Below are 21,430 nucleotides of genomic sequence, written 5' to 3' on the forward strand. Positions count from 1 at the left end.
CCGGGGCAGCGACTCGTCCGCCGCCCCGGATGGGCGGGACGCGGTAGCGATGAAGCCCACCTGCGCCTGACGGCTGCGTCGTCGCACGAACGCGCTCGGAGCGAAAGTCAGAATCGATCTCGATGACGGCCGCCTCACCAGTCATGGTCGAAGCCCTGCGGACGGAGCCGCAGGTCAGCGCCAACGAGGGAGCCATCGGGCGGCCCGGTTCAGGAGGCGAGGTGGCAGGATGACATGGTGTCCGACTCTCTCCGTGAACTGTGGCTGCGCGGCATCGCCTTCAACGCGGCGGCGCCCGCCGACGTGCTGATACGCCTCCTGGACGAAGCGGCCGGTGAGGCCGGCCTGCTGATGTGCGAGGGCCGCGACCTGCCCGACGCCGTCATCGACGCGGCCCTCCGCCACCCGGTCGAGCCGATCCGCCGCGCCCTCGCCCGCAACCTGTACGTCGACCCCGCACGACTCGCTCCCTTGGCATCGGACCCTTCGGGACTCGTCCGTGCACATCTCGCCCGCGGCACCCGGGTCCAGCCCCGATGGGTCCGGCCCCTGCCGGACGACATCCTCGTCACCTTCCTGACCGCCGAGGAAGGAGGCGAGGACGGCAGGGTCTCCGAAAAGGACATCGTCGGGGAGCTCTGGTCCTCCCGGCACGTCCCTCGGTCCTTCCCGCGGGACATGGCCGGTCACGACCACCCCGCACTCCGTCTGTGCGCCGTCTTCCAGTGGCAGTCGCTCACCGCTGCGCAGCGCAATGATCTGCTCGACGACCCCGACCCCGCGGTGCGGAAGGCGGCGCGGGAACGCAGATGGGTGCTGGACCCGGAGGCAGTGGAGGCCAAACTGCCGTCCCTCGAACCACGCGACACGTGGTTCGTGCTCGGCACCTGTGCCCTGTCACCCGCGGTCGTCGAGCAGTGCTTCGCGGACGACGAGGTGCGCCCACTGGCCGGGAACCGCCATACCCCGGCCGACGCCCTCGCCCGGCTCGCCCGCCACCCCGATGCAGAGATCCGCAGGCTGGTCGCCACCCGGCCCGACCTGGGACCGGCGTCGACGGAGCTGAGGCAGGATCCGGACGAGGACGTGCGGATGCGTGCCCGCCTCCAGCCCTCCATCCGTACCTGGGCCGAATTCGAGGCGGTCCAGAGTGTGGTCGATCACGGTCCCGACTGCACCTGCCCGATCACGGAGCCGGCCACCGAGCCCTCGCCCGACTGGTACGCCACCTGCGCGACGTCCCAGGAACCGGTGCTCCGCCGGGTTGCGGCGAGCTGGCCCGGCCTGCCCGCCGAGCTCGTCGGGACACTGGCGCTGGACGATGACGAGGAGGTACGGATCCAGCTGGCCTGCCACCACCCACTGGCTCCGCCGCACCTTCTCCTGGACGTCTTCGTGACCCGCCCGGCCCACCGGCCGCACCTGCTGACCCTGCCCGCGTTCCCCCGCACCGGCCGGACCCACCTCATCGGCCACCCGGACCCCGAGGTACGCGCCCTGGCCGCGGCCGACCCCACCCTGCCCGAACCTCCGCTGGAAGACCCCGACGATGCAGTACGCCGGGCAGCCGCCGCCAACCCGACCCTGACACCGGAGACCCTGGAAACCCTCCTCACCGACCTCCGCACCGCAGAGGGCGCCGCGGCCAACCCGTCCCTCCCCGTCCCCCGCATGCACGCACTCTTCGACCGCTGCCTGAACGGCGCCGCCACCCCGTTGGCGGCGGCCCGACGCCGAGAGACGACGCCCACGTAGCGATCACGGGCAGGCAATCGCCGTCGGCCATCCACTGAGAGGTCGTTGTCTTTCTGGTCGTGACCGTTGAGTTTCCGCTGGTCAGGGGTGAATTCCGCGTCGGTGCGGGAGCGTTGGGGCGTCGGGTTGCTTCTTGATTGGTGGGGGTGGCTGGTGGCGTCGGTGCTGGGGTTGCTGGAGGCGAAGGCCTCGACCGCGCGGGAAGCGGTCGAGCGGGCGCGGGAGGAAGTCGCCAGGATCGTGGCCGTGCTCGAAGAGGCCGAGCGAGTGCTCGAACGGCTGGTCATCGCCCGTGAGGCGGTGGTGGAGGTGCTGGCCGAGCCGGCTGGCCAAACCGTGGAGGTGGTGGAGGACAACGCGGTGGCCGCCGCGATGACGGGTTCACCGGTGCCCTGCCAGAACGGGCAGCTGACCAGGGCTGTCCTCGCGCCGGGCTACCAGCGGATCATCTCGGTGCTGGAGACCGAGGCGGCGGCGGGCCGGGAAAAGGCGCGAGCCAAGGACCTCACGACGGCCCTGGGACTGGACGCGGTGCCCGCGAAGATCGAGGGAGTACGTTCGCGGGCGAATCGCCTGGCAGAACACGGGTGGATCACCCGGCACCAGTCCGGGGAGTTCAGCATCCTGACGGCGTGACTGTCCGCTGTCACTGAACCCGGGTCGTTTGCCATCCAAGGTGGACCGACCAGCTGAACAGGTCTGATGGCTCCGTTGTTAGGGTCCCGTCCTATGACTTCTTCAAATCCCGCAGCCAAAACGAGGTTCCTCGTCCTGCACGACTATGGGATGGGCGGTTCATGGTGGTGGGTCCACGCGCGGTCGGCCCGAGAGATCCTGGAAACGTTCGCGTGGACCGAGGTTGTCACCAGGCAGGAGTCGGTGACCTGGGCCGAGGGCGACAACCTCGAAGAAGTCGACATCGATGCGCCACTCATGCCTCCAGGTCTGGACGGCCTGCGGGCCGAACGCGACGCACAGCGCGGGCTTCCTGGCTTCGGGGCACTCGCGGACAGGAGCATCGTGTACGTGCGGCGTCACTGGGACGGCGAGGACGACGGCGGCCCGGTCTACCTCATGGAGGTTGAATCGGACGGGCGCCGGACCCGCGAAGTGGAGCTGGCTGAGGACGGGAGCGGCCGCATCAGGAGCGGACCTGACGACTGGCCCTTGAACCCGCCGGTCGTCGACTTCTTCGACCCGGAGTTGGCAGGCCAGGAGATCACCCGGGAAGCGTTCGAGGAGCAGTGGGAACGCGCCGTACCGGCTTCTGGCCTGTAGCCGCCCACGGCACGTGATCCTGCTTCGATGGCAAGTGGTCCAAGTCCGGTGACAGAGAACAGTGAGGGCGTGACGGCGCGGTTCAGGCTGCCAGGGACATCGTCGTGGTCGTGTGGGTGCGGCGGGCGAGGCGGCGGCACATAAGCATGGTCATCGACCACAAGATCATGGACTCGCTGGTGGCGGGCAGCGTCTCGTAGTCGCGGACCAGCCGACGCGAACGCATCAGCCAGCTCAGCGACCTCTCGACCACCCACCGCCTCGGCAGCACTACGAAACGCGGCTCGTCACTCCGCTTGACGATCTCCAGGACGAGGTGGAGTTTCTCCCGTGCCCAGTCGGTGAGCATGCCGGTGTAGCCGCCGTCCGCCCAGATCAGACGGAGCGAGCGGTGTGCGGCCCCTACCCGTTGCAGGAGGGGCACCGCGGCCTCGCGGTCGCCCACGTTGGCGGCGGTGACCGCGACTACCAGCAGCAGGCCGAGACAGTCCGTGATCACGTGCCGCTTGCGGCCCGGTACCTTCTTCCCGCCGTCGTAACCGCGGGAGACGGTCGGAACCGAGCTGGCGGCCCGCACTGACTGCGAGTCGATGATGCCGGCGGTCGGCTCGGCTGCCCGCCCCCCACTGACGCGGACTTCGCCCCGCAGCCGGTCGTGGAACTCCACGTCCAGGCCCTGGCGGCGCCAGCGCCGGAAGAACGCGTAAACCCGGTCCCATGCGGGGAAGTCGGCGGGAACCGAGCGCCACTTGATGCCGTTGTCGACGACGTATCGCACCGCGTCGAGCATCTGCCGGTGGCAGTAACCCTCCGGACGGCCGCCCCGGCCCTCCAGCCAGGCCGGTACCGGCAGCAGGGGCCGGACCCCGGCCCACTCCGCGTCCGTCATGTCCGACGGATAGCGACGTGCCCTCTCCGGCTGATCCGCCGCGTTCCCGAACCTGTGCGCGAGACAATCGCACGACACGACGGACGAGTCGAACTCCGGGACGACAACCGCGTACAACTGCGACAAGCAGGGCCTCCTGGCGTTCGGTGAGACTTCAACACCTTCCGAATCGCCACGAGGCCCTGTTCTTCATGCACGAACCTCTCCGAGATCATCCGATCAGGATCCTTGTTCGATCCCCAAGCTCGGTGATCGGTATGAATACGCCTTCTGAGGCCAACGCGCCCGGCAAGCGATTCCACATCTCGGTTCTGGCACAGATCTTGGGGAGCGGTCGCGGAGGGTGTCCAGACCGCTTGACGTGCGCTGACTCGTCATCGAACGGGTGAGATTGGCCCCTGCATGCCGGACGGACGGTCACCCGTCGGCATGCCTGTGCTGTGCCATCGCGCGTTCGATCACCCCTCGCTGATCCTCTGGCTCCACGAACCAGCCAGCTGATCATTTGCCAGACACCCCTAGAGCCTTTCTCTTTGATGCTCTGAGGAGTGTCGCGCCTGGCTGGGCTGGGTGGTGGACAAGCCCTCCGCCGGTCAGGCGTCCCAGGCACGAGGACGGTTCAGCTCTTCCCACTCGGGGCGGAGTAGCGAGAACACGGCGAGGTCGTGGCGGCGGCCACGGTGCAGGCAGGCGGCGCGGCTGATTCCTTCCTGGGTGAAGCCGGACTTGGCAAGGACGGCGAGCGCGGGGGTGTTGTCGGTGTGCGTTTCCGCCGTGAGCCGATACATCGGGAGTTCGCCGAAGGCTAGGTCCACCACAGCGTCCAGGGCAGCTGTGCCGTGGCCGTGCCCGCGATGCTGAGCAGCGAGCAGCAGCTCGACCTGGGCTGTGCCGTTGACGATGTTCTGGCTGGTCAGTGCAACGTAGCCGACAGGAGTGCCGCTGGAAGGGTAGATAAGGAAGTCGTCGCGATCGTCGTCCTCGATGTCGCGCTCGATGCGCTCGCGCATGGCGGTGAGTGAGCGCGGCCAGATGCCTATTTGGTGGGCGGCTACGGGGTCGGATCGCCAGTTGTGTATGAACTCGGCGTCGTCTATGTCGAGTGCTACGAGGCCGACGGACTTGGCCCGCCAGGAAAGCTCTCTTTCAGCCCCTGAGTCCTGCTCGTCGCCTGCAATCCTGATGCTTTCCGTCATAGGCGGATGTTATGGGGGCCTTCAGGCCGGGACCACCACGTTTCTCCGCTCCGTGGCGCGTCGCCATGCCTGGTCAGCGACGAGCCCACATAGGAGGTGTTGCGCTCCTTGTATGTCTCGGCGTCGAAGCCAGGCGGGCGGCCTCCGGCGCGGCCTCGCCGTACGCGGTGGCCGACCTGGTCCGCGGGCTGCGGAATGACGGCCCGGATACCTCGGCGACTGAGATGCCCACGGATCGCGCGGGAAGAATAGGCGCGATCAGCGAGGACAACCGCGGGCCGGGTTCTTGGTCTGCCGACCCCGCTTCGTGGAATCCGGATTCCGGACATGACCGCTTCGAAGGCCGACGCGTCACCGGCCTGGCCCGCGGTGACATGGTTGGACAGAGGTCGTGCCCGGCTGTCACTGGCCAGGTGGACCTTCGTACTCAAGCCACCACGTGAGCGTCCGAGCGCCTGATCCTCGGGCTCGGACCGGCCCGGCGCCCCCTTTTCTGATCGCGCACGTGGGGGGCCGGTGACGCTCGCGCTGCCGGTGGTCTTGCCGCGCTTGCGGGCGGGCTCATGGGCTTCGAGGGTGCGGTTGCGGATGTGCTCGCGCTCCAAGGCCGGACATGGTCGCGCGCACGGTGAACACGACCCCGGAAGGGGCGTGCGAGGCCTTCGGTTCTTCGGCGAGGAAGTCCGGGCCTACGTCGCCGGCCTTCAGCCCTTCCGTGAGCGCGGCGAGTTCGATGCCTCGGTTGAGCCGCTTGTGTTCGTGGCGACGAGGGTCACGGCGGCTCCGGAGGAGCGGATCTGCCCGGCGAGCTTCGCGGCGGCCTCCAGCTCGGGGCGCCTGGGGGCTTAATATTCCTTGACACGAATATTCTCTGTAGAGAATGATTGTGTTCATGGATGCACTCCTCACCGCACTGGCCGACCCGGCCCGCTGGCGGCTCGTGAGACTGCTGGCCGAGCGGCCTCGCCCGGTCGGCGTGCTTGCCCAGCTCGCCGAGGCGCGCCAGCCGCAGACGACCAAGCACCTGCAGACCCTTGAACGTGCCGGCATCGTCACCTCGCAGCGCACCGGCCAGCGCCGTATCTACGCGCTTCAGCCCGCTCCCCTGCGGGATCTGGCAGCTGCGTTGAACCGGCTCGCCGACACTGCGGACCAGGTCGGTGGCTCGCGTACGACCTACGACAGCTACGGGCTCAGCCTCCGCGCGGAGCGGCTCGCCGCAGAGGAGTCCGGGTGGGCCGATGGTCGCTCGTTCAGGTTCCACCGGTCGCTGCCTGGGCAACCCGAGCTGGTCTGGCGCCATCTCACCGAGGCATCCCTGCTCGCCCACTGGTGGACGCCGGACGACCTTCGCGTCTCCGAGCTCGTCTTCGAGGCGCGACCGGGTGGGCGGGTCGTCCAGGAGTACCGCGATGCCGAGGACTCCGACGGCTCTGACCTGGTCGCCGGTCGCGCGGAGGGAGTCGTCGAAGACGTGCGCCCCGGCGAGAGCCTCAGCTACCGACTCTCTCCGGTGCTGCCCGATGGGCGCATCGCGTTCACTGCCCACGTCGACCTCGGCCTGAAGCCCAGCGGTACCGGCACGGACCTCGACGCCCACTGGCGGATCACTGACAGCACGGTCGACTCCGCCGACTTCATCGCAGGCATCGAGATCGGCTTCGGCCAGAGCCTCGACAAACTCCTGGCGGCCCTCGCCGCAGACCCGAACGACACCGACAGTGCCGATAGAAGGAGCGCGAAATGACCGACTCGACCGGCCGCAGGGTGACCGCGAACCTGGCTCTCAGCCTCGACGGGCGTTACAACGGTCCCGGTGGGGCGAACGATTTCAGCGCATTCGCCCCGTACGTGACAACCGAGGTCGCGCGAAACCATCTCACCCGTATCTGGGAGGGCGCGACGACGGCGCTGCTCGGCAGGGTCAACGCCGAGGGATTCCTGGGGTACTGGCCATCGGTCGCCGCGGACGAGGGTGCCGATCCGCGTGATCGTGGATATGCGAAGTGGCTGGTCGACACGGAAAAGGTGGTGTTCTCGACCACCCTGGCCGAGGCGCCGTGGGCACACACCCGCGTGGTGAACGCTCCCGCTGCGGACATCGTCGCCGACCTCAAGGCCACCGGTGAGGGGGACATCCTCGTCAACAGCAGCGCCAGCGTCATCAAGGCACTTCTCTCGGCAGACTTGTTGGACCGGCTGTATCTGATGATCTTCCCCGAGATCGTCGGGGGCGGGCAGCGGCTGTTCGACGACGGCCTGCCGAGCACGAAGTGGACGCTCGCCCATCAGGAGACCGGCGATCTGGGTGAGATCGCCATGGTCTACGACCGGGTGCGCTGATCCGACCGATCAGCACACTCAGCGCGCGAGGCGGCCGGCCCGGCTGGTTGAGGGGGGTGGCACCGCGACGCTGCTGGGTCCGCCGCAGGTGAAGCGGCGCAACACCTGCTCGGCCTTTTGGCGGCCTAGCCGGAGCGCGGTTGCGTACTCGGCCGTCTGGGCGTGCTGCTGCTTGATTGGCTCCCAGTGGATCGGCCGCGTCAGCGAGGCGCGAGCGATGGCCAGCCGGGCGGGGTGGGGTCCGGGCGGTACGGGCGGATGCTGCCGATGTTCTTCAGCCGCGGCAGCCTCCGCCGGATCCTGAACGCGGCCGCCGGCCCCACCGCCTGAGGGGGCGTCGTGGCACGCCCCGAAGTCGCCGTCGGCTACACCGTCACGGAGCGGGGCGAGCGCGGTGAGCATCTCCGCTCCCTGCGGAAGAGCGCCGGCCTTACCCGCGAGCTCGTCGACGAACCCGACGCCTACGACCCGTACCTGGACGTCGACTTCACCCCGAGTCGCGGCGGCGGTCCGCCGACCGACGGATTCAGCCAGGCCGCGTACGTCGGCCAAGGGCCAAGCGCCGGGGGCCGAGCGGGGCGGGCCGGTGTCGGCGTGCACCTCACTCTGCCGTGGCACCGCGTTCGAGGGCTGATCCCGGGGACCGGGTCGAGGTCACAGCAACCGGTCGACCAGCCCGTCGATGTAGTCCGGTGTGAGCGGGCCCATGCCGAACAGGACGCGGATGTACATCGGGGCCAGGATGTGGTCCAGCACGTCGAACGCGTCGGGTGCGTGCTCGCCACGGTCGCGGGCGTGATCGAGCATGGACTGCAGTTGCCGCATGCGTTCGGCGCGGAGGTCGTCACCGGCCTGCAGGCCCTGCTGACCGTTACTCGACAGGGCGACGGCCAGGTGCAGCACCGCCGGGCCGTCGGGTCCGGTGATCTCGCGGGCCACGTTGGCCGCGTATGTGCGCAGGTCACCGGCCAGGCTCCCGGTGTCGGGCATCGGCGACCGCGTGTTGAGGCGGGTGAGCGCCACGTCGGTGAGCAGGGTTTCCAGGCTGCCCCACCGGCGGTAGATGCTGCTGTCGGCCACGCCCGCGCGGGCCGCGACCTCGCCGACGGTGAAGTTGCCGTAGCCACGCTCGCTGATCAGGTCGGTGACGGCCTGGTGCACCTGCGCGCCGACGCGGGCGCTGCGCCCGCCGGGCCGCCGGGCTCCCTGTCGCTCGTTCATGCCCCCACCTTAACGCAGTCAGCACTTGCGTTTGCGAGGCGGGCGTCCGTATGGTCTCCTAACGCAGTCGCCGACTGCTTTAGAGCGCTCAGGCGTATCGCCACCCGTGTCGACCGCGGCCGGGCGCGACTACCGATCGAGGGGGATCTCCATGGCCGCATCGCAACCGACCGCAGGCAGTCGACCAAACCGGGCCGTGCTGCTCACGGTGATCTGTCTGGGCCAGTTCATGGTCCTGCTCGACAACACGATCGTCGGAGCGGCGCTGCCGGACATGCAGCACCGGCTGCACACCCAGCTGACCGGTCTGCAGTGGATCGTCGACGCGTACGTGCTCCTGGTCGCCATGCTGTTGCTGTCCGGCGGCGTCTTCGCCGACCGGTTCGGCCGCAAGCGGGTGTACCTGACCGGCGTCGCGGTGTTCACCGCCGCGTCGCTGCTGTGCAGCCTCGCGCCCTCGGCCGGCTGGCTGGTCGCCGGCCGGGTGCTGCAGGGCATCGGGGCCGCGGCGCTGAGCCCTGCCTCGCTCGCCCTGCTCGCCGCCGCCCATCCCGTGCCGCAAGAACGGATCAAGGCGATCGGGCTGTGGGCCGGATTCAGCGGAATCGGTCTGGCCGCAGGCCCCGTGGCAGGCGGAGTGCTGACAGAGGCCTTCGGCTGGCCCGCCATCTTCCTGGTCAATCTGCCCATCGGCGTGATCCTGCTGCTGGTCGGCCTGCGCCACCTCGACGAGTCCCGCAATCCGAGCGCCCCCGCGATCGACATCCCGGGGACGGTGCTGTCCGTTCTGGCGGTGGGGGCACTGACCTACGGGCTGATCGAGGGCGGCGCCCGCGGCTGGATCTCGCCGGTCATCCTGGGCAGCTTCACCGCCTCGGCGATCCTCCTCGCCGCCTTCGTCGCCGTCGAAGCGCGTCGCTCCGCACCGATGCTGCCGTTGCGGCTGTTCCGGCAGCGCCTGTTCACCGTGTCCAACACCGCCATGGTCGTGGTGGGGTTCGCGCTCATGGGTTCGTCGTTCTTCTTCTCCCAGTTCTTCGTGTACGTCCAGGGCAGCTCGATCCTGCGCGCCGGCCTGCAGACCCTGCCGCTGTCCCTCGCCATGGTGATCGTCAGCCCGTACGCGGGCCGGCTCGCCGCCCGGCACGGCTTCCGCGTCGTGGTCACCACCGGCCTGGCCCTGGCCGGCCTGGGACTGCTGGCGCTCGGCATGGTGCACGCCGACACCGGCTACGGGAACGTGTGGTGGCGGCTGGGACTCGCCGGTACCGGCTTCGCCCTGACCATGTCCCCGCTGACGGGCGCCGCCATCCAAGCGGTCAGCCCGCAGGAAGGCGGCCTCGCGTCAGGCATCAGCAGCACCACCCGGCAGATCGGCGCGGTGCTCGGCGTGGCGGTACTCGGAGCCATCGTCCGCACCCGGCAATCCGGCGGCGCCTCCTTCGAGACCGGCATCACCAGCGCCTTCCTCGCGGCCGGCGCCATCACGTTGGCCACCGCCGTGTTCACCGGCCTGTGGCTGGAGAGGGCCAAGCCCGCCGAAGGCTCCGCGGCGCCGCGACGTTCCACCGATCCGGATGCGGTCACCACCACGAACGAGGCATCCGCGATCAGCCCGAGCTAGACCAAGACCATTCCATGGCCCTCTTCTCCCACCGGCTACGCCAAGCGCCGGTACGTCCAGCTCGGCACCGCAACCGCCACAGCGCTCACCATTGCTCCGTACGTGATCGCCCGGACAAGTCCTGGTCGATTGAGTAGGCTCCTCTGAATCGTGCAGGGGGGGGCAACGATGTCGGACAGGTATGCCGGGTCACATCTCAACGCGTTGTTCGACCGCAGGATCGATGCATCGCGTGCCGTCACCAGCCTGTACGTAGGGGCGGCGGCCGATCTGTCCCTGATCACGGCCTTCCTCATGGCGATCTTCCGGGCGGACGCAGAAACCGGAGACATCGTGCTGTGCGTCGATGGCACACGTGCGGGCGTTGTGGGAAGGGCCCGTTTCGAGGCGATCACCGGTGCGTCGGACTCCGTCGACCGCGGCATCGAGATCGGCGCGGGAGACGGCGCCACCCTTCCCGGAGCCCCTACCACCTTCACCCTCATGAGGCTCACGTGCAGCGGGTGCACTCAGGTCGCCTTCCGGGTCTCGGGTGACGAGCCACCACCCGACTGCCCGGAAGGACACGGCCCCATGGCGGACGCGGCATGAACCTCGGCGCCGTCGCGGGGTCGGCCACCTCACTGGTTTCCGGTCGGTTCCTTCTGGTCGGGTATCTGCCCACGTGCGCCGGATCCTTCTTCCTCCTCAGCCTCGTATGGGCGGGGGCACCGAACCGCCCACCGGCCTTTCGTAGCGCCTGGAAGGCAGCCACCACGCTCGGCGCCGGGGAGATCCTCATGCTCTTCCTGCTGCTGCTGGTGGTGGCCGTACTGTTTCACCCGCTTCAACTGTCCGTCGTCAAGCTCCTCGAGGGCTACTGGCCCGCCCGCGTGTCGGCCCTCACGACGTACGGTGTCCGGCGGCAGAACCAGCGCCGGGCGCGGCTGTCCGCCGGCACCGCTCTCGCGCCAGGGATCCCTCCGACACCGAGTGAGGTCCGTCGTGCCGGACTGGCCCTGGTCGTCCTGCGCCAGAGCTTTCCCTCCGAGGGCGACCTCACGCGGCCGACTCGCCTGGGGAACGCCCTGGCCGCCGCGGAGGACCGGGCGGGCCGCCCGTACGGCTGGGACGCCCCGGTCGCCTGGCCACGGCTGTACCCGCTGCTGGGAGATCCGGTGCGCGTCGTGGTGGACAACCGCCGCGACATGCTCGACGCGATGGTCCGGCTGTCGGTGACCGGAATGGTCTGTGGCATCGGCTCGGTCGTGCTGCTCGCTCCGACCGGCCGGTGGGTCCTGCTGTCGGCCGTGCCCCTGCTCCTCGCCCGCCTCGCGTACGGAGCTGCTGTCGCCGCCGCCCTCTCGTACGGCGAGGCGCTCAGGGTGGCCTTCGATCTGCACCGGTTCGATCTGTACGGCGCACTGAGGATCGACGTACCCGCCACCCGGGACGAAGAGCGCCAAGTGAACACCGCGCTCTGCGACTTCTGGAGGCAGGGACGCGACCTCGGGCAGGATTACACCCACCCCGGAACCACAGCCACAGCCGCAGCCGATGCCGATGCCGATGCCGATGCCACGTCCCTTCCCATTCCCGCTCCGGCTCCCGCTCCCCTTCCCATTTCCCCTCCGGCTCCGGCTCCCGCTCCCGCTCCCGCTCCCGCTCCCGCTCCCGCTCCCGCTCCCGCTCCCGCTCCCGCTCCCGGGATGTCGGACCCGGGCGGTCCGGCGAACATCCCCTGACGAGGAGGCTCATGCACGACGAGGCCGTCCGACGACTGGAACAACGCATCGCGCGCTACGAGACGGCAGGCGATGCCTCCCTCCTGCACGCGCCGGACGCGCAGGAGGATGTGGACGCTGCTCTGCAGGCGGTGGCGGCCCCGGGCGGAGCGACGTCCGACGCGGCGTGCACGCTTGGGGTCTTCCTCTGTCACAGGGGCGAGACGAGCCGTCCTCAGAACATGGCCGACCTCATCCTGGTCATCGAGATCTTCCGCCACATTCCGGAGAGGGCGGACGCACTGCCCCGCCCCGCGCGCAACTCGATCGCCCATTTCTGGAACGACCAGGCTATGGAGCTGTTCCAGACGGCCGACGGGAGCGCCGGGAGCCTCCCGGACCTCGACGAAGCGGTCCGGTTCTTCCAGAACTCGGTGCTCATGCTGGGACAGGGACACGCGATGGCGACGATCGTCACCGCACGCGCCGGGGCCGCGCTCATGGCCCGCTTCCGGATCTCGGGCCAGCCGGCCGACCTGGACGACGCCATCGTCCACCTGCGCTCTCCCCTCGACGATTTCCAGGTGGAGGACGAGAACACGCGCGCCGTGTGCTCGACCAACCTCGGCCGGGCCCTGCGCCTGCGCTTCTGCCTGCGGGGCGGCCCGGCGGACCTCGGGGAGGCACTCCTCCATCTCTGCGACGCCCACCGGGCGGGACCGGCCGACGAACTGGTCCATGCCGCCGCTCTCCGGCTGCACTGGGCGGGCGCGGACGACCCGGTCCTGGCCACCGTGCGGGAGCGGATGACACCGACGGACTGGAACGCCGTCACCGAGCCGCGCCCCCCTGGCTGGCACTGGTCCTGGACCGCCCAGGAAGCCCTCCGGCATGCGCGCGCGACCGAGGATCTCACGGTCCTCGACCACGCCCTGGGCCTCCTGCGCCGGGCCGCCGGCGCCTGCCCGACGGGCGGCCCCGATCACCTGGCGGCCCTGCGCGAGGTGGAGGCCGCCCTGCTGTCCCGGTTCTCGCTGGCGGACGACGACGCCGACACGGAGGCGCTGGCCGCCGTCGCCCGGCTGAGCGTCGATCTGGTCGCCGCCCGACCCGACCTCCTCCCCGATCAACTGGCGTACCTGACCCGGTCGCTCCGCACCTGCTGGCGCAGAAGCGGCAGGGTGAACTACCTCAACGAGGCGATCGAGCGGCTCGGGTGCGGTGGGGACAGGCTGGCCCCCCACCATCCCGCCCGGTACGTGCTCCACGCCAACCTCGGAGCGGTGTACCAGGACCGGTACGAAGCAACCGGCGACGACGCCGATGCCGCGGCGGCCGAGGCGGCCATGCTCACGGCCCTCGCACTGCTTCCGCCCGATCATCCCGAACGCCCCCTGGTGGAGGAGGAGTTCGTACGGCTCGCGCTGATGCGGGGCACCCCGGACAGCCTGGATGCGGCGCTCCTCCTGCAGCGGGAGAGAGTGCGCGACGACGCCGGAGACGCCTCGGCAGCCGACGGCCGGATCGTGCTGGCGAAGCTGCTCGGCGCCCGGGCGCACCTGACCGGGACTCCCGCCCGCTGGGAGGAGACCATCGCCGAGGTCGAGCGGCTGATCTCCTCGGACGACGTCCGGGGCGAGGATCTTTCCGTGCTCGCCACCGGCCTCGGCATCTACGAATGGGAGCTGTACCAGCTCACCGGCGACCGGACCCGACTGGACCGCGCCGTCGCACGCGCCGAGTCGGCCCTGGACGCCTTCCCGTACGACGGGCCCGACCGCGCGACCCTGGCCTCCAACCTCTGCAACCTGCTGGCCGAAAGGGCATATGCGACGGGCTCGGCCGATGACGTGCATGCGGCCGTGGCGCATGGGCGCGAAGCGTTCGCCCTCGCGGCCGGGCCGGGCCTCGACATGGTCGCCAACCTCGCCCGGGCCCTCGGCCAACGCTTCAGGCTCCACGGAAATCTGGCCGACCTGGACGAGGGCATCTCTCTCGGTCGCATCACCGACGCCCTCAGTGAGATCACCGACGAGGTGCGCGACAGCCCTTACTGGCACGCCGTGCGGGGGAATCTCGCGCTCCACCTGACATTGCGCCACGCCGAGACCGGCCATGCGGAAGACCTCTCGGAGGCCATCGAGGTAGGCCGGGAACTCATCGGGGACCCCCGTGTCCCGGCGGCGCGCAATGCCGCGTACCACTCGAACCACGTCGCAGCGCTGCTCGCCCGCAGCCGTGCGCACCCCGACCTCGCGGATCTCGACGAGGCGGTCACCACGGCCCGGCAGGCGCTGGCCCTTGCGGGTCCGCTCGCTCCCGACCGGGCCACGTACCTCTCCCATCTGGCCGGCGCCCTCGCCGAGCGCCACTCCGTACGCCCCTCCGCCGACGACCTCGACGAGGCCGTCGACCATGCGCGCTCGGCGGTCGGCGTTCCGGAGCACCACTCCGACCTGCCACGGTTGCTCCACACCCTCGCCACCCTCCTCGTCCGGCGTGACGGACGTTCCACGGATGCGCGCGAGGCGACGGCGCTCTGGCGTCGGGCCGCCTCGCTCACGGCGACCCCGGCCATGCGACTGCGGGTCACCTTGGACTGGGGCGCCGAGGCGGCGTCCCGCGACGACTGGGAGCAGGCACTGGAGGCCTACGCCCTCGCCATCGGGCTCCTGCCTGAACTGGCCTGGATCGGCATCGGGCAGACCGACCGGCAGCGGCTCCTGTCGAAGGCCACCGGTCTCGCCTCCGATGCCGCGGCGTGCGCCCTGTCCGCCGGCCATCCACCCGAGCGGGCGATCGCGATACTCGAACAGGCCCGCGCCGTCGTCTTCACCGGCGAATGGCAGTGGTCGGCCGAGGTGACGGCCCTCAGGGCCGTGGACCCGGACCTGGCCGACCGGCTCACCGCCCTTCGCGCGCAGCTCGGCAGGCAGCCTGAGGCCCGGGCCCTGGACGCGGCACCGAACGGAGCCCTGCCCCTCGCGGGCGGCGCAGGACCACACCCGGACGCCGTGATGGCGCTCGGACGCCGGTGGGACGAGGCCGTGGCCGAGGCCCGGGAGCTCCCCGGATTCTCCGCCTTCCTGCGCGATCCCCCGGCGCCGGTCCTCGAACTGCCACGGGGCAGCGCCGCGGTCGTCGTCAACGTCAGCCGGTACCGGTGCGACGCCCTTCTGATCACCGGTCGCGACGTGCGCGCGGTGCCGCTGCGGACCACGGCCCCGGAGATCGCCGAGATGGCGGTCGGTCACCTCCGCGCGCAGTTCCCGTACGAGCACCGGAACCCGTCCGGGGCGGAGGCCCCGGCCGCGGCCCTCGTACGCGAGCACTCCATCGGCGAGACGCTCGGCCGGCTCTGGAGGGGCATCGCCGAGCCCGTGCTCGACGCTCTCGGCCACGTCGGACCACCGGGACCGGATCAGCCCTGGCCACGCGTCTGGTGGTGTCCCACCAACATGCTGACTCATCTTCCGCTCCACGCGGCGGGTGAGCACGATGTGGACGGGGCCGGTCACGACAGCGTCATGGACCGCGTCGTCTCCTCGTACGCTCCGACACTCCGCGCTCTCTCCACGGCACTCGCCGCGGTGTCCGGGCCGGTGACGGAACCGAGCGTGCTCTTGGTCGCACCGGAGCCTTCGGGGCACCGCACGCTCCCGGGCGCCGTGCGCGATGCGCAGCTCCTGTCCACGTTCGCGCCCCGCACCCGCCTGACGAGGCTCCACGGCGCGGAGGCGACCGTTCGTGCCGTCACCGAAGCGCTGGCGCACCACACATGGGTCCACTTCAGCTGCCACGGCGACCAGAGCATCACTGACCCCTCATCGGGGGGACTGATCCTCCAGGACGGCCGCCTCACCGTGGAGGACCTCGTACGGGCGCGGCACCCGGCCAACAATCTCGCCTTCCTCGCCGCGTGCAAATCGGCTTCGGGGGGAGCCACCGTTCCGGACGAGGTCCTCACCCCTGCCGCAGCCTTCCACCACGCCGGGTTCCGGCATGTCGTCGGCACGCTCTGGGCGGTCGACGACGCTGCCGCGAGTGACCTGACGGAGCGGATGTACACGGGGCTTCTCGTGGACGGCCGCCCCGACGCCACGCACGCCGCGACGGCCCTCCACCAGGCGGTACGCCAATTACGGACCGCGTCGCCGTACCGGCCCGGCGCGTGGGCGGCCTTCGTCCACCTCGGTGCCTGAAGCGGGACGGCGCGCCCCGGCGTGGCAGCCGCCTTCTCCCCTCCCCCGAACTCGCCCAGGCCTCGGCCTCACCGCGAAGGCAGCGCGCACCTGCCTCGTCCACCAGGCCGTTTCGTTCGGATCTTGCGAGGCTTGCCATACTTCCCGAGTGGAGATGCAAGCCGAGGAGGCAGCGCGGCGTTGGCTGGCTGATCAGGGCGTCAGCCAGGTGCGCGACGGGTGGGTGAGCGGCGAGAAGCCGGACGCGTTGCTCACCGCCAACCAGGTGGCGCACTCCTGGGCCAGTGATGTGTTCGCCGAAGACCTGCATGCAGCCGACCAGGTGCGGTTGGCTTTCGGGCTGCTGGACCTCCTCGACGAGTACTGGGTCACGTGCGAGATCCGGTTCGCGAACGAGGGTGCGGAGGGTCCCCTGCCGGCCGACGTGCTGTGGGACGGCTACCGTCAGCGGCTGGAGGCGGACCGGGAGGCCGAGGCCGTCACCTACTCGCTGTGGGTGGACTGGTTCGAGGACCACGCCACTTCCGCGACGGCCTTCGCCGAGGTTCTCGGTAACGACATCGACCGGGTGGCGGCCGAGCGATCGGAAGCCCTGCTCCGCCGAGCCCGTCGGGTTCTGGAGTGTTCGGGACCGGTGCGCTGGACGGTGAAGGAGCTGACGTACAGCACCGCCATGCGGCTCCCTGACCTGCACTCGGCCGTCTTCCGCGGCCTCCTGGCGAGCTTCCACGACGTCTACGGCGACCTGGAGCCAGCTGCCGCACTGGCCCTCCTCGACCGGCTGGATCTCCCCACGAACACCCAGCACCTTGCCGAACTGCGCCACGTACTCGCCGCCGGGCATAAGAACCACTACCGCAGCCCTGGTACCTGGGACGATGCGGTTCGCTCCTGTTCCTGAGTCGTTGGCCTGGCAGACCAAAGAAAGATCCCGGCGATGTGGAGTCCGGCCAGGTAGATGGTCGCGGTCTTCTCGTAGCGGGTGGCGATGCCTCTCCACTGCTTCAAGCGGAGGCGTACAAGCAGCGCAACACCGTCGAACGCCTTTGTGGTCCGCCGCGGGAACGGCCGATGGCGTGGTCTGCCGGTTCGCCTGCTCGGGCCCTTCTTTGCGGGCTCCAGCCGCGTGCTGGTGTGCGCGCACGATGGTGGAGCCCACCGAGACAGCCCAGTTGAGGACTTCGTTGGCATCCGCCCGCGCGACCAGCGCGATGAACACCCGCTCCCAGGTGCCGTCGACGGCCCACATCCGCAGCCGGTTGTAGACGCCTCGCCAGTTGCCGAACTTCTCGGGGAGGTGGACCCACTGTGATCCCGACTGGAACTTGAAGGCGATCGCGTCGATCACCTCTCGGTGGTCCCACCACCGGCCACCCCGCCTTGGTATCCGATATGGGAGTGACGGCTCGATCCGCGCCCACTGCGCGTCAGTCAACGGCACACACGAACACGGACGGCGGGGCTGGTTGGAACGGCGCTGCTGTCAGGCGGTCGGCCCGGCGCGGAGCCGTCGCACGTCCCGCACGAGCGTGCACGAAGCGCTGAGGAAGATCACAACTCCAGCCACGAGCCAGAGGACCGACGCCCCGGAGCGGTACTCACGAACGGCAAGAGCGAGCAGCATCACGCTGGTAAGGGCGCCGAAGGCCGAGATCAGAGCGCTGATGCGGTGAGTCACACGGACATCATCAACGACAACCTCGGCCAGCGGAAGTGATCCAAACGAACCGGCCTAGCTGGTTCCTCCCCCATCGGGCCACGCCACACCGCGAGTTCATCCGCCCTTTTGCGGCGGCGTCACGCGGGGCCCGCCCCAGGTCCGGAGCGGGGGCGAGGTCGGCCGGTCGGGTGGGTGAGGGGCGGAGCAGGCGGGCGACGAGGACTGCTCCACCGGCGGTCAGGACCGCGCTGAGCAGGGCGGCGATCCGGAGCTCGTGGGTGAAGGCGTCGAAGGCCGCGTTCCGTAGGGCCTCGGCAGTGCCGGCGGGCAGGTTCCGGGCGGTGTCGACGGCACCGCCCGGAGTGCCCTCCGCGGAGGCCAGTTGTTCGGCGGTGAGGTTCGCCGGAGCCCGGGATTCCATCTGTGCTCGGTACACGGCGGTGCCGATGCTGCCCAGAATCGCGATGCCCAGTGCGCCGCCGAACTCCGCGGAGGTCTCTGCCAGGGAGGAGGCGGCCCCGGCCCGCTCCGGTGGCGCGGCGGAGAGCATGACGTCGGTGACGACGGCGGCCACGCCGGCGATGCCGAAGGACACCACGGTCAGGCCGCACACGAGGTGGAGGATGCCGGAATCGGACCTGATGAGGGTCAGCCCGACGTAGCCGGCGGCCGCCACCAGCAGGCCGGCGGTCATGACCCGGGGCTTGCCGATGCGTTGTGCCATGCCCGCGGCCAGGGCAATGCCCACGGGCATGACGAGGAAGGTGGGCAGCGACCACAGGGCCGACTCAAGCGGACTCATGCCCAGGACGAGCTGCATGAACTGCCAGTTGAACAGCGAGAATCCGATCATGGCGAAGGTGGCCAGGGCGTCGATGAGGAGGGGCACGTTGAACCAGCGGGTGCGGAACAGTGCGATGTTGATCATCGGGTTCCGAGTGGTGTGCTGGCGGTGCAGGAACAGGGCTCCCGCCGTCATGCCCGCAAGGAGGGAGCCGGCCCCTGCCCACTCGATTCCGTGCTCGGCGGTCGTTTTGATGCCGTAGATCACGGCGAGGACCGCCACCAGGGACAACAGGGCGCCGAGCAGGTCGAAGCGGCTGCCCGGCTTCGGGTCACGGAACTCCGGCAGCAGCGGCCCGAGGCACAGGAGCAGGGCCATCACGGGAATGTTGATCAGGAAGACCGAACCCCACCAGAAGTGTTCGAGCAGCAGGCCTCCCACGATCGGGCCGACGACGGCGCCGCCCGCGAATCCGGCCGTCCAGATGCCGACGGCGGTGGCCCGCTGCCGGTCGTCGTGGAAGAGGTTGCGGATCAGCGCGAGGGTCGAGGGCGCGAGCGTGGCGCCCGCGATGCCCATGAGCGCGCGGGTGGCGATCAGCATGTCCGGACTGGACGCCCAAGCGGCCAGGGCGGAGGCGAGATCTCGTCGCCATCATGGTGGAGACCGCGCTGTCCGACACCCCCCTGCCCGACACACCGCCACAGAACTGGCGGCACGGTCTCGAGCGCGCCGCCCGCCGCGACTGGGAGCTCTACCACCGCCACCCGTGGATCCTGGCGAAGGTCCTGGCGACGCCCCGCGCGCACTTCAGCCCCGCACTCGCGGCGGACAGCGAGAGCGCCTTCTCCTCGTTCGACGGGCTCGGCCTGGAACCCGCAGACGCTTTCCGCTACATGTTCATGTTCGCCTCCTACGTCCAGGGCGTGGCACTGACCTACGTCAGCGACGTGGAGGCCGAGCGGCTGTCGGCCAACGCCACCCGCCGGGGGGTCACTTCCCCGGAAGCCGTACGAGCTCCGCTCATCGCCCCTGGCGCCTATCCACGACTCGGCCCGGCGATGCGCGCGGGCGGCGACCCCTGGGATCTCGACGCGCTGTTCCTCGCCGGCCTTTCCGGAGTCCTCGACGGCATCGAGGCCGATCTCACCCGGCGCGGCCTCACGGGTCGGCCGGGCTAGGGCTCGCGGCACGCCGTATACGCGGATGCACGGATACGCGGATGCCCACGAGCTCGACTCGTGGGCATCCGTGCATACACGTGCGTGTCCTGCGGAGTCGGGTCTCACACGCCTGGGGAGTGGGGGTCGTGCGCCGCGCCGCCTGCGCGGTGTCGGCCCGCGGGCTCAGACGAGGGCGGCGACCAGCAGGGCGAAGGCGGCGATGATCACGGCGACGCGGACGTAGTGGAAGCGGTCCCAGCGCTGCATCTGCTCCTTCCAGTCGGCGGGCCGGTTGTCAGGGGTCCACGTCTTGCCCCGGTTGTTGATCGGGACGAGCAGCAGGACCGACATGATCACGCTGACGATCAGCAGCGCACCGGCGGTGACGACGAGGCCGACGCCGTCTTGTCCCCATCCGGCGATGGCCCAGACCGCGACGAGGACGAGCGAGCTGATGTACCAGACCGGCATCACGGCGCCGAGCATCCGGCCCCCGTGGGCGCGGCCTAGTTGGCCGCTGTCCTCGGGGAGGGCGTTGAAGATCGGGTTCATGACGAAGGCGACGGAGAACTCCACCCCCACCATCACGCCGACGACCACGGTGGTGAAGACCTCGAGCGCGTTGAGCATGATGACCCCTCCGGGATCTAGCGTTGCTAGCTGATGAGGCAACGCTAGTACTACTGCCGCTCGATTGTCTAGCGGTGCTAGGATCGAATCATGTCGGTACAGGAACGCAAGGAACGCGAACGGGCGGACCGCGAACGCCTCATCGTGGCGACGGCTCGCGAACTCGCCGAGCAGCAGGGCTGGGACGCGGTCACCACCCGCCGGCTGGCCGAGCGCATCGAGTACAGCCAACCCGTCCTCTACAGCCACTTCCGCGGCAAGCGCGAGATCATCGGCGCCGTGGCTCTGGAAGGCGCCGCCGAGATGGCCGCGTCGCTACGGGCCGCGACCCGTACCGCTGACGGCCTGCGCGCCCGGGTCGTCTCCCTCGCCCGCGCCTACCTCGACTTCGCCGACGGCAACCCGGCGGTCTACGACGCCATGTTCCAGCTCGACGGCGGCCTGGCGTTCGCACAGGAGGACACCCCGGAACCTCTGAAGGACGCGTTCGCCGCCCTGCTGGAGACCCTCGGGGACGTCGCCGGGGACGGCGTCCACCCGGGACTGTTCACCGAGTTGTTCTGGGCGGCCCTGCACGGGCTGGCCACCCTGACCCGGGCGGGACGGCTGCCGCCGGAGGAGGCCGAGCGGAGGACGGAGCTGCTGGTGGACCGGCTCGCCGTGGTCTGACGCACCGTGCCGGCGGACACGCAGCCGGGGTGTCCTCGGTCGCGGCTGCCCGCCCGCGGCATCGCCCCCGGATGTCCACGACGAGCTTGGGCGGTTTTCGAGCCGGACGCGGTGCGTCCGGACCGGGATGCCACGGCCGTCGAGCGGACTGGTCTTGGGGGCGCCGTGAGTGGCGTAGTGTTGGGCCTACCGACGCGGGGTGGAGCAGCTCGGTAGCTCGCTGGGCTCATAACCCAGAGGTCGCAGGTTCAAATCCTGTCCCCGCTACTGAAGTGACATGAGGCCCGGATCCTGTGGATCCGGGCCTCATGCG

General features: G+C 70.0%; 18 protein-coding genes, 1 tRNA gene and 2 pseudogenes. 13 read left to right on the plus strand and 8 right to left on the minus strand.

Annotated elements, in window-relative coordinates; all coding sequences use genetic code 11:
* Positions 1-234: 234 nt before the first annotated feature.
* The 3 genes from ACZ6K0_RS08890 (at position 235) to ACZ6K0_RS08900 (ending at position 3,033) form a co-directional block, all read left to right on the plus strand.
* Positions 235-1,755, plus strand: coding sequence for a hypothetical protein (locus ACZ6K0_RS08890; protein ID WP_469234253.1), 1,521 nt, complete (start codon positions 235-237; stop codon positions 1,753-1,755).
* 153 nt (positions 1,756-1,908) lie between these two features.
* The gene (locus tag ACZ6K0_RS08895; protein WP_469234251.1) at positions 1,909-2,391 is read left to right on the plus strand and encodes a hypothetical protein; all 483 of its coding nucleotides are present in this window, start codon (positions 1,909-1,911) and stop codon (positions 2,389-2,391) included.
* A 243-nt stretch (positions 2,392-2,634) separates the two neighbouring features.
* Positions 2,635-3,033, plus strand: a complete 399-nt coding sequence (locus tag ACZ6K0_RS08900; RefSeq protein WP_469575574.1) for a hypothetical protein — start codon at positions 2,635-2,637, stop codon at positions 3,031-3,033.
* An 82-nt stretch (positions 3,034-3,115) separates the two neighbouring features.
* Here ACZ6K0_RS08900 and ACZ6K0_RS08905 read toward each other — a convergent pair whose 3' ends face one another.
* The 3 genes and pseudogenes from ACZ6K0_RS08905 to ACZ6K0_RS08915 form a co-directional block, all read right to left on the minus strand.
* A complete protein-coding gene (locus ACZ6K0_RS08905) occupies positions 3,116-3,922 on the minus strand; it encodes an IS5 family transposase (protein WP_469234248.1) in 807 nt (268 codons plus the stop codon).
* A 593-nt stretch (positions 3,923-4,515) separates the two neighbouring features.
* Positions 4,516-5,118 (minus strand): GNAT family N-acetyltransferase, encoded by a 603-nt coding sequence (locus tag ACZ6K0_RS08910; protein WP_469234246.1) that lies wholly within the window; start codon positions 5,116-5,118, stop codon positions 4,516-4,518.
* Positions 5,119-5,213: 95 nt separating this feature from the next.
* Positions 5,214-5,588, minus strand: a pseudogene (locus tag ACZ6K0_RS08915) (transposase); the annotation flags it as partial.
* A 422-nt stretch (positions 5,589-6,010) separates the two neighbouring features.
* On the opposite strand from ACZ6K0_RS08915, the gene ACZ6K0_RS08920 reads away from it, so the two are divergent.
* Together ACZ6K0_RS08920 and ACZ6K0_RS08925 are read left to right on the plus strand one after the other, a co-directional pair.
* On the plus strand, positions 6,011-6,865 hold the full coding sequence (locus ACZ6K0_RS08920; RefSeq protein ID WP_376413237.1) for a metalloregulator ArsR/SmtB family transcription factor: 855 nt from the start codon (positions 6,011-6,013) through the stop codon (positions 6,863-6,865).
* A complete protein-coding gene (locus tag ACZ6K0_RS08925; protein WP_469234244.1) occupies positions 6,862-7,461 on the plus strand; it encodes a dihydrofolate reductase family protein in 600 nt (199 codons plus the stop codon). Before ACZ6K0_RS08920 ends, ACZ6K0_RS08925 begins: the two co-directional genes overlap by 4 nt.
* A gap of 18 nt (positions 7,462-7,479) precedes the next feature.
* On the opposite strand, the gene ACZ6K0_RS08930 is transcribed toward ACZ6K0_RS08925, so the two are convergent.
* Positions 7,480-7,863 (minus strand): hypothetical protein, encoded by a 384-nt coding sequence (locus ACZ6K0_RS08930; RefSeq protein WP_469234242.1) that lies wholly within the window; start codon positions 7,861-7,863, stop codon positions 7,480-7,482.
* A gap of 252 nt (positions 7,864-8,115) precedes the next feature.
* Positions 8,116-8,682: a TetR/AcrR family transcriptional regulator gene (locus ACZ6K0_RS08935; protein ID WP_376413232.1), complete on the minus strand. Its 567-nt coding sequence runs from the start codon at positions 8,680-8,682 to the stop codon at positions 8,116-8,118.
* A gap of 151 nt (positions 8,683-8,833) precedes the next feature.
* Between ACZ6K0_RS08935 and ACZ6K0_RS08940 the strand changes: the two genes are divergently transcribed.
* The 5 genes from ACZ6K0_RS08940 (at position 8,834) to ACZ6K0_RS08960 (ending at position 17,112) form a co-directional block, all read left to right on the plus strand.
* Positions 8,834-10,306, plus strand: coding sequence for an MFS transporter (locus ACZ6K0_RS08940; RefSeq protein WP_469234240.1), 1,473 nt, complete (start codon positions 8,834-8,836; stop codon positions 10,304-10,306).
* Between the two features lie 204 nt (positions 10,307-10,510).
* Entirely contained in the window at positions 10,511-10,897 is a 387-nt protein-coding gene (locus ACZ6K0_RS08945) for a hypothetical protein (protein WP_469234238.1), read from the plus strand.
* Between the two features lie 188 nt (positions 10,898-11,085).
* Entirely contained in the window at positions 11,086-12,030 is a 945-nt protein-coding gene (locus tag ACZ6K0_RS08950; protein ID WP_469234236.1) for a hypothetical protein, read from the plus strand.
* Positions 12,031-12,251: 221 nt separating this feature from the next.
* Complete coding sequence (locus ACZ6K0_RS08955) at positions 12,252-16,211, plus strand: CHAT domain-containing protein (protein ID WP_469234235.1); 3,960 nt, start codon at positions 12,252-12,254, stop codon at positions 16,209-16,211.
* A gap of 154 nt (positions 16,212-16,365) precedes the next feature.
* Positions 16,366-17,112: a hypothetical protein gene (locus ACZ6K0_RS08960; protein ID WP_469234367.1), complete on the plus strand. Its 747-nt coding sequence runs from the start codon at positions 16,366-16,368 to the stop codon at positions 17,110-17,112.
* Here ACZ6K0_RS08960 and ACZ6K0_RS08965 read toward each other — a convergent pair.
* A pseudogene (locus ACZ6K0_RS08965) lies at positions 17,064-17,652 on the minus strand (IS5 family transposase). The gene ACZ6K0_RS08960 and the pseudogene ACZ6K0_RS08965 sit on opposite strands and share 49 nt — an antisense overlap.
* A gap of 247 nt (positions 17,653-17,899) precedes the next feature.
* Positions 17,900-19,285 carry an MFS transporter gene (locus ACZ6K0_RS08970; RefSeq protein ID WP_469234365.1) on the minus strand — a complete coding sequence of 462 codons (1,386 nt, stop codon included), beginning with the start codon at positions 19,283-19,285 and terminating at the stop codon, positions 17,900-17,902.
* 26 nt (positions 19,286-19,311) lie between these two features.
* Between ACZ6K0_RS08970 and ACZ6K0_RS08975 the strand changes: the two genes are divergently transcribed.
* Positions 19,312-19,836 carry a TetR/AcrR family transcriptional regulator C-terminal domain-containing protein gene (locus tag ACZ6K0_RS08975; protein ID WP_469234233.1) on the plus strand — a complete coding sequence of 175 codons (525 nt, stop codon included), beginning with the start codon at positions 19,312-19,314 and terminating at the stop codon, positions 19,834-19,836.
* 165 nt (positions 19,837-20,001) lie between these two features.
* Here ACZ6K0_RS08975 and ACZ6K0_RS08980 read toward each other — a convergent pair whose 3' ends face one another.
* The gene (locus tag ACZ6K0_RS08980; protein WP_376413218.1) at positions 20,002-20,448 is read right to left on the minus strand and encodes an anthrone oxygenase family protein; all 447 of its coding nucleotides are present in this window, start codon (positions 20,446-20,448) and stop codon (positions 20,002-20,004) included.
* Positions 20,449-20,538: 90 nt separating this feature from the next.
* On the opposite strand from ACZ6K0_RS08980, the gene ACZ6K0_RS08985 reads away from it, so the two are divergent.
* Positions 20,539-21,117, plus strand: coding sequence for a TetR/AcrR family transcriptional regulator (locus ACZ6K0_RS08985; protein WP_469234232.1), 579 nt, complete (start codon positions 20,539-20,541; stop codon positions 21,115-21,117).
* A 193-nt stretch (positions 21,118-21,310) separates the two neighbouring features.
* A tRNA-Met gene (locus ACZ6K0_RS08990) sits at positions 21,311-21,384 on the plus strand.
* Positions 21,385-21,430: the final 46 nt, after the last annotated feature.

The sequence above is a fragment of the Streptomyces sp. NPDC042346 genome (genome assembly GCF_055581845.1).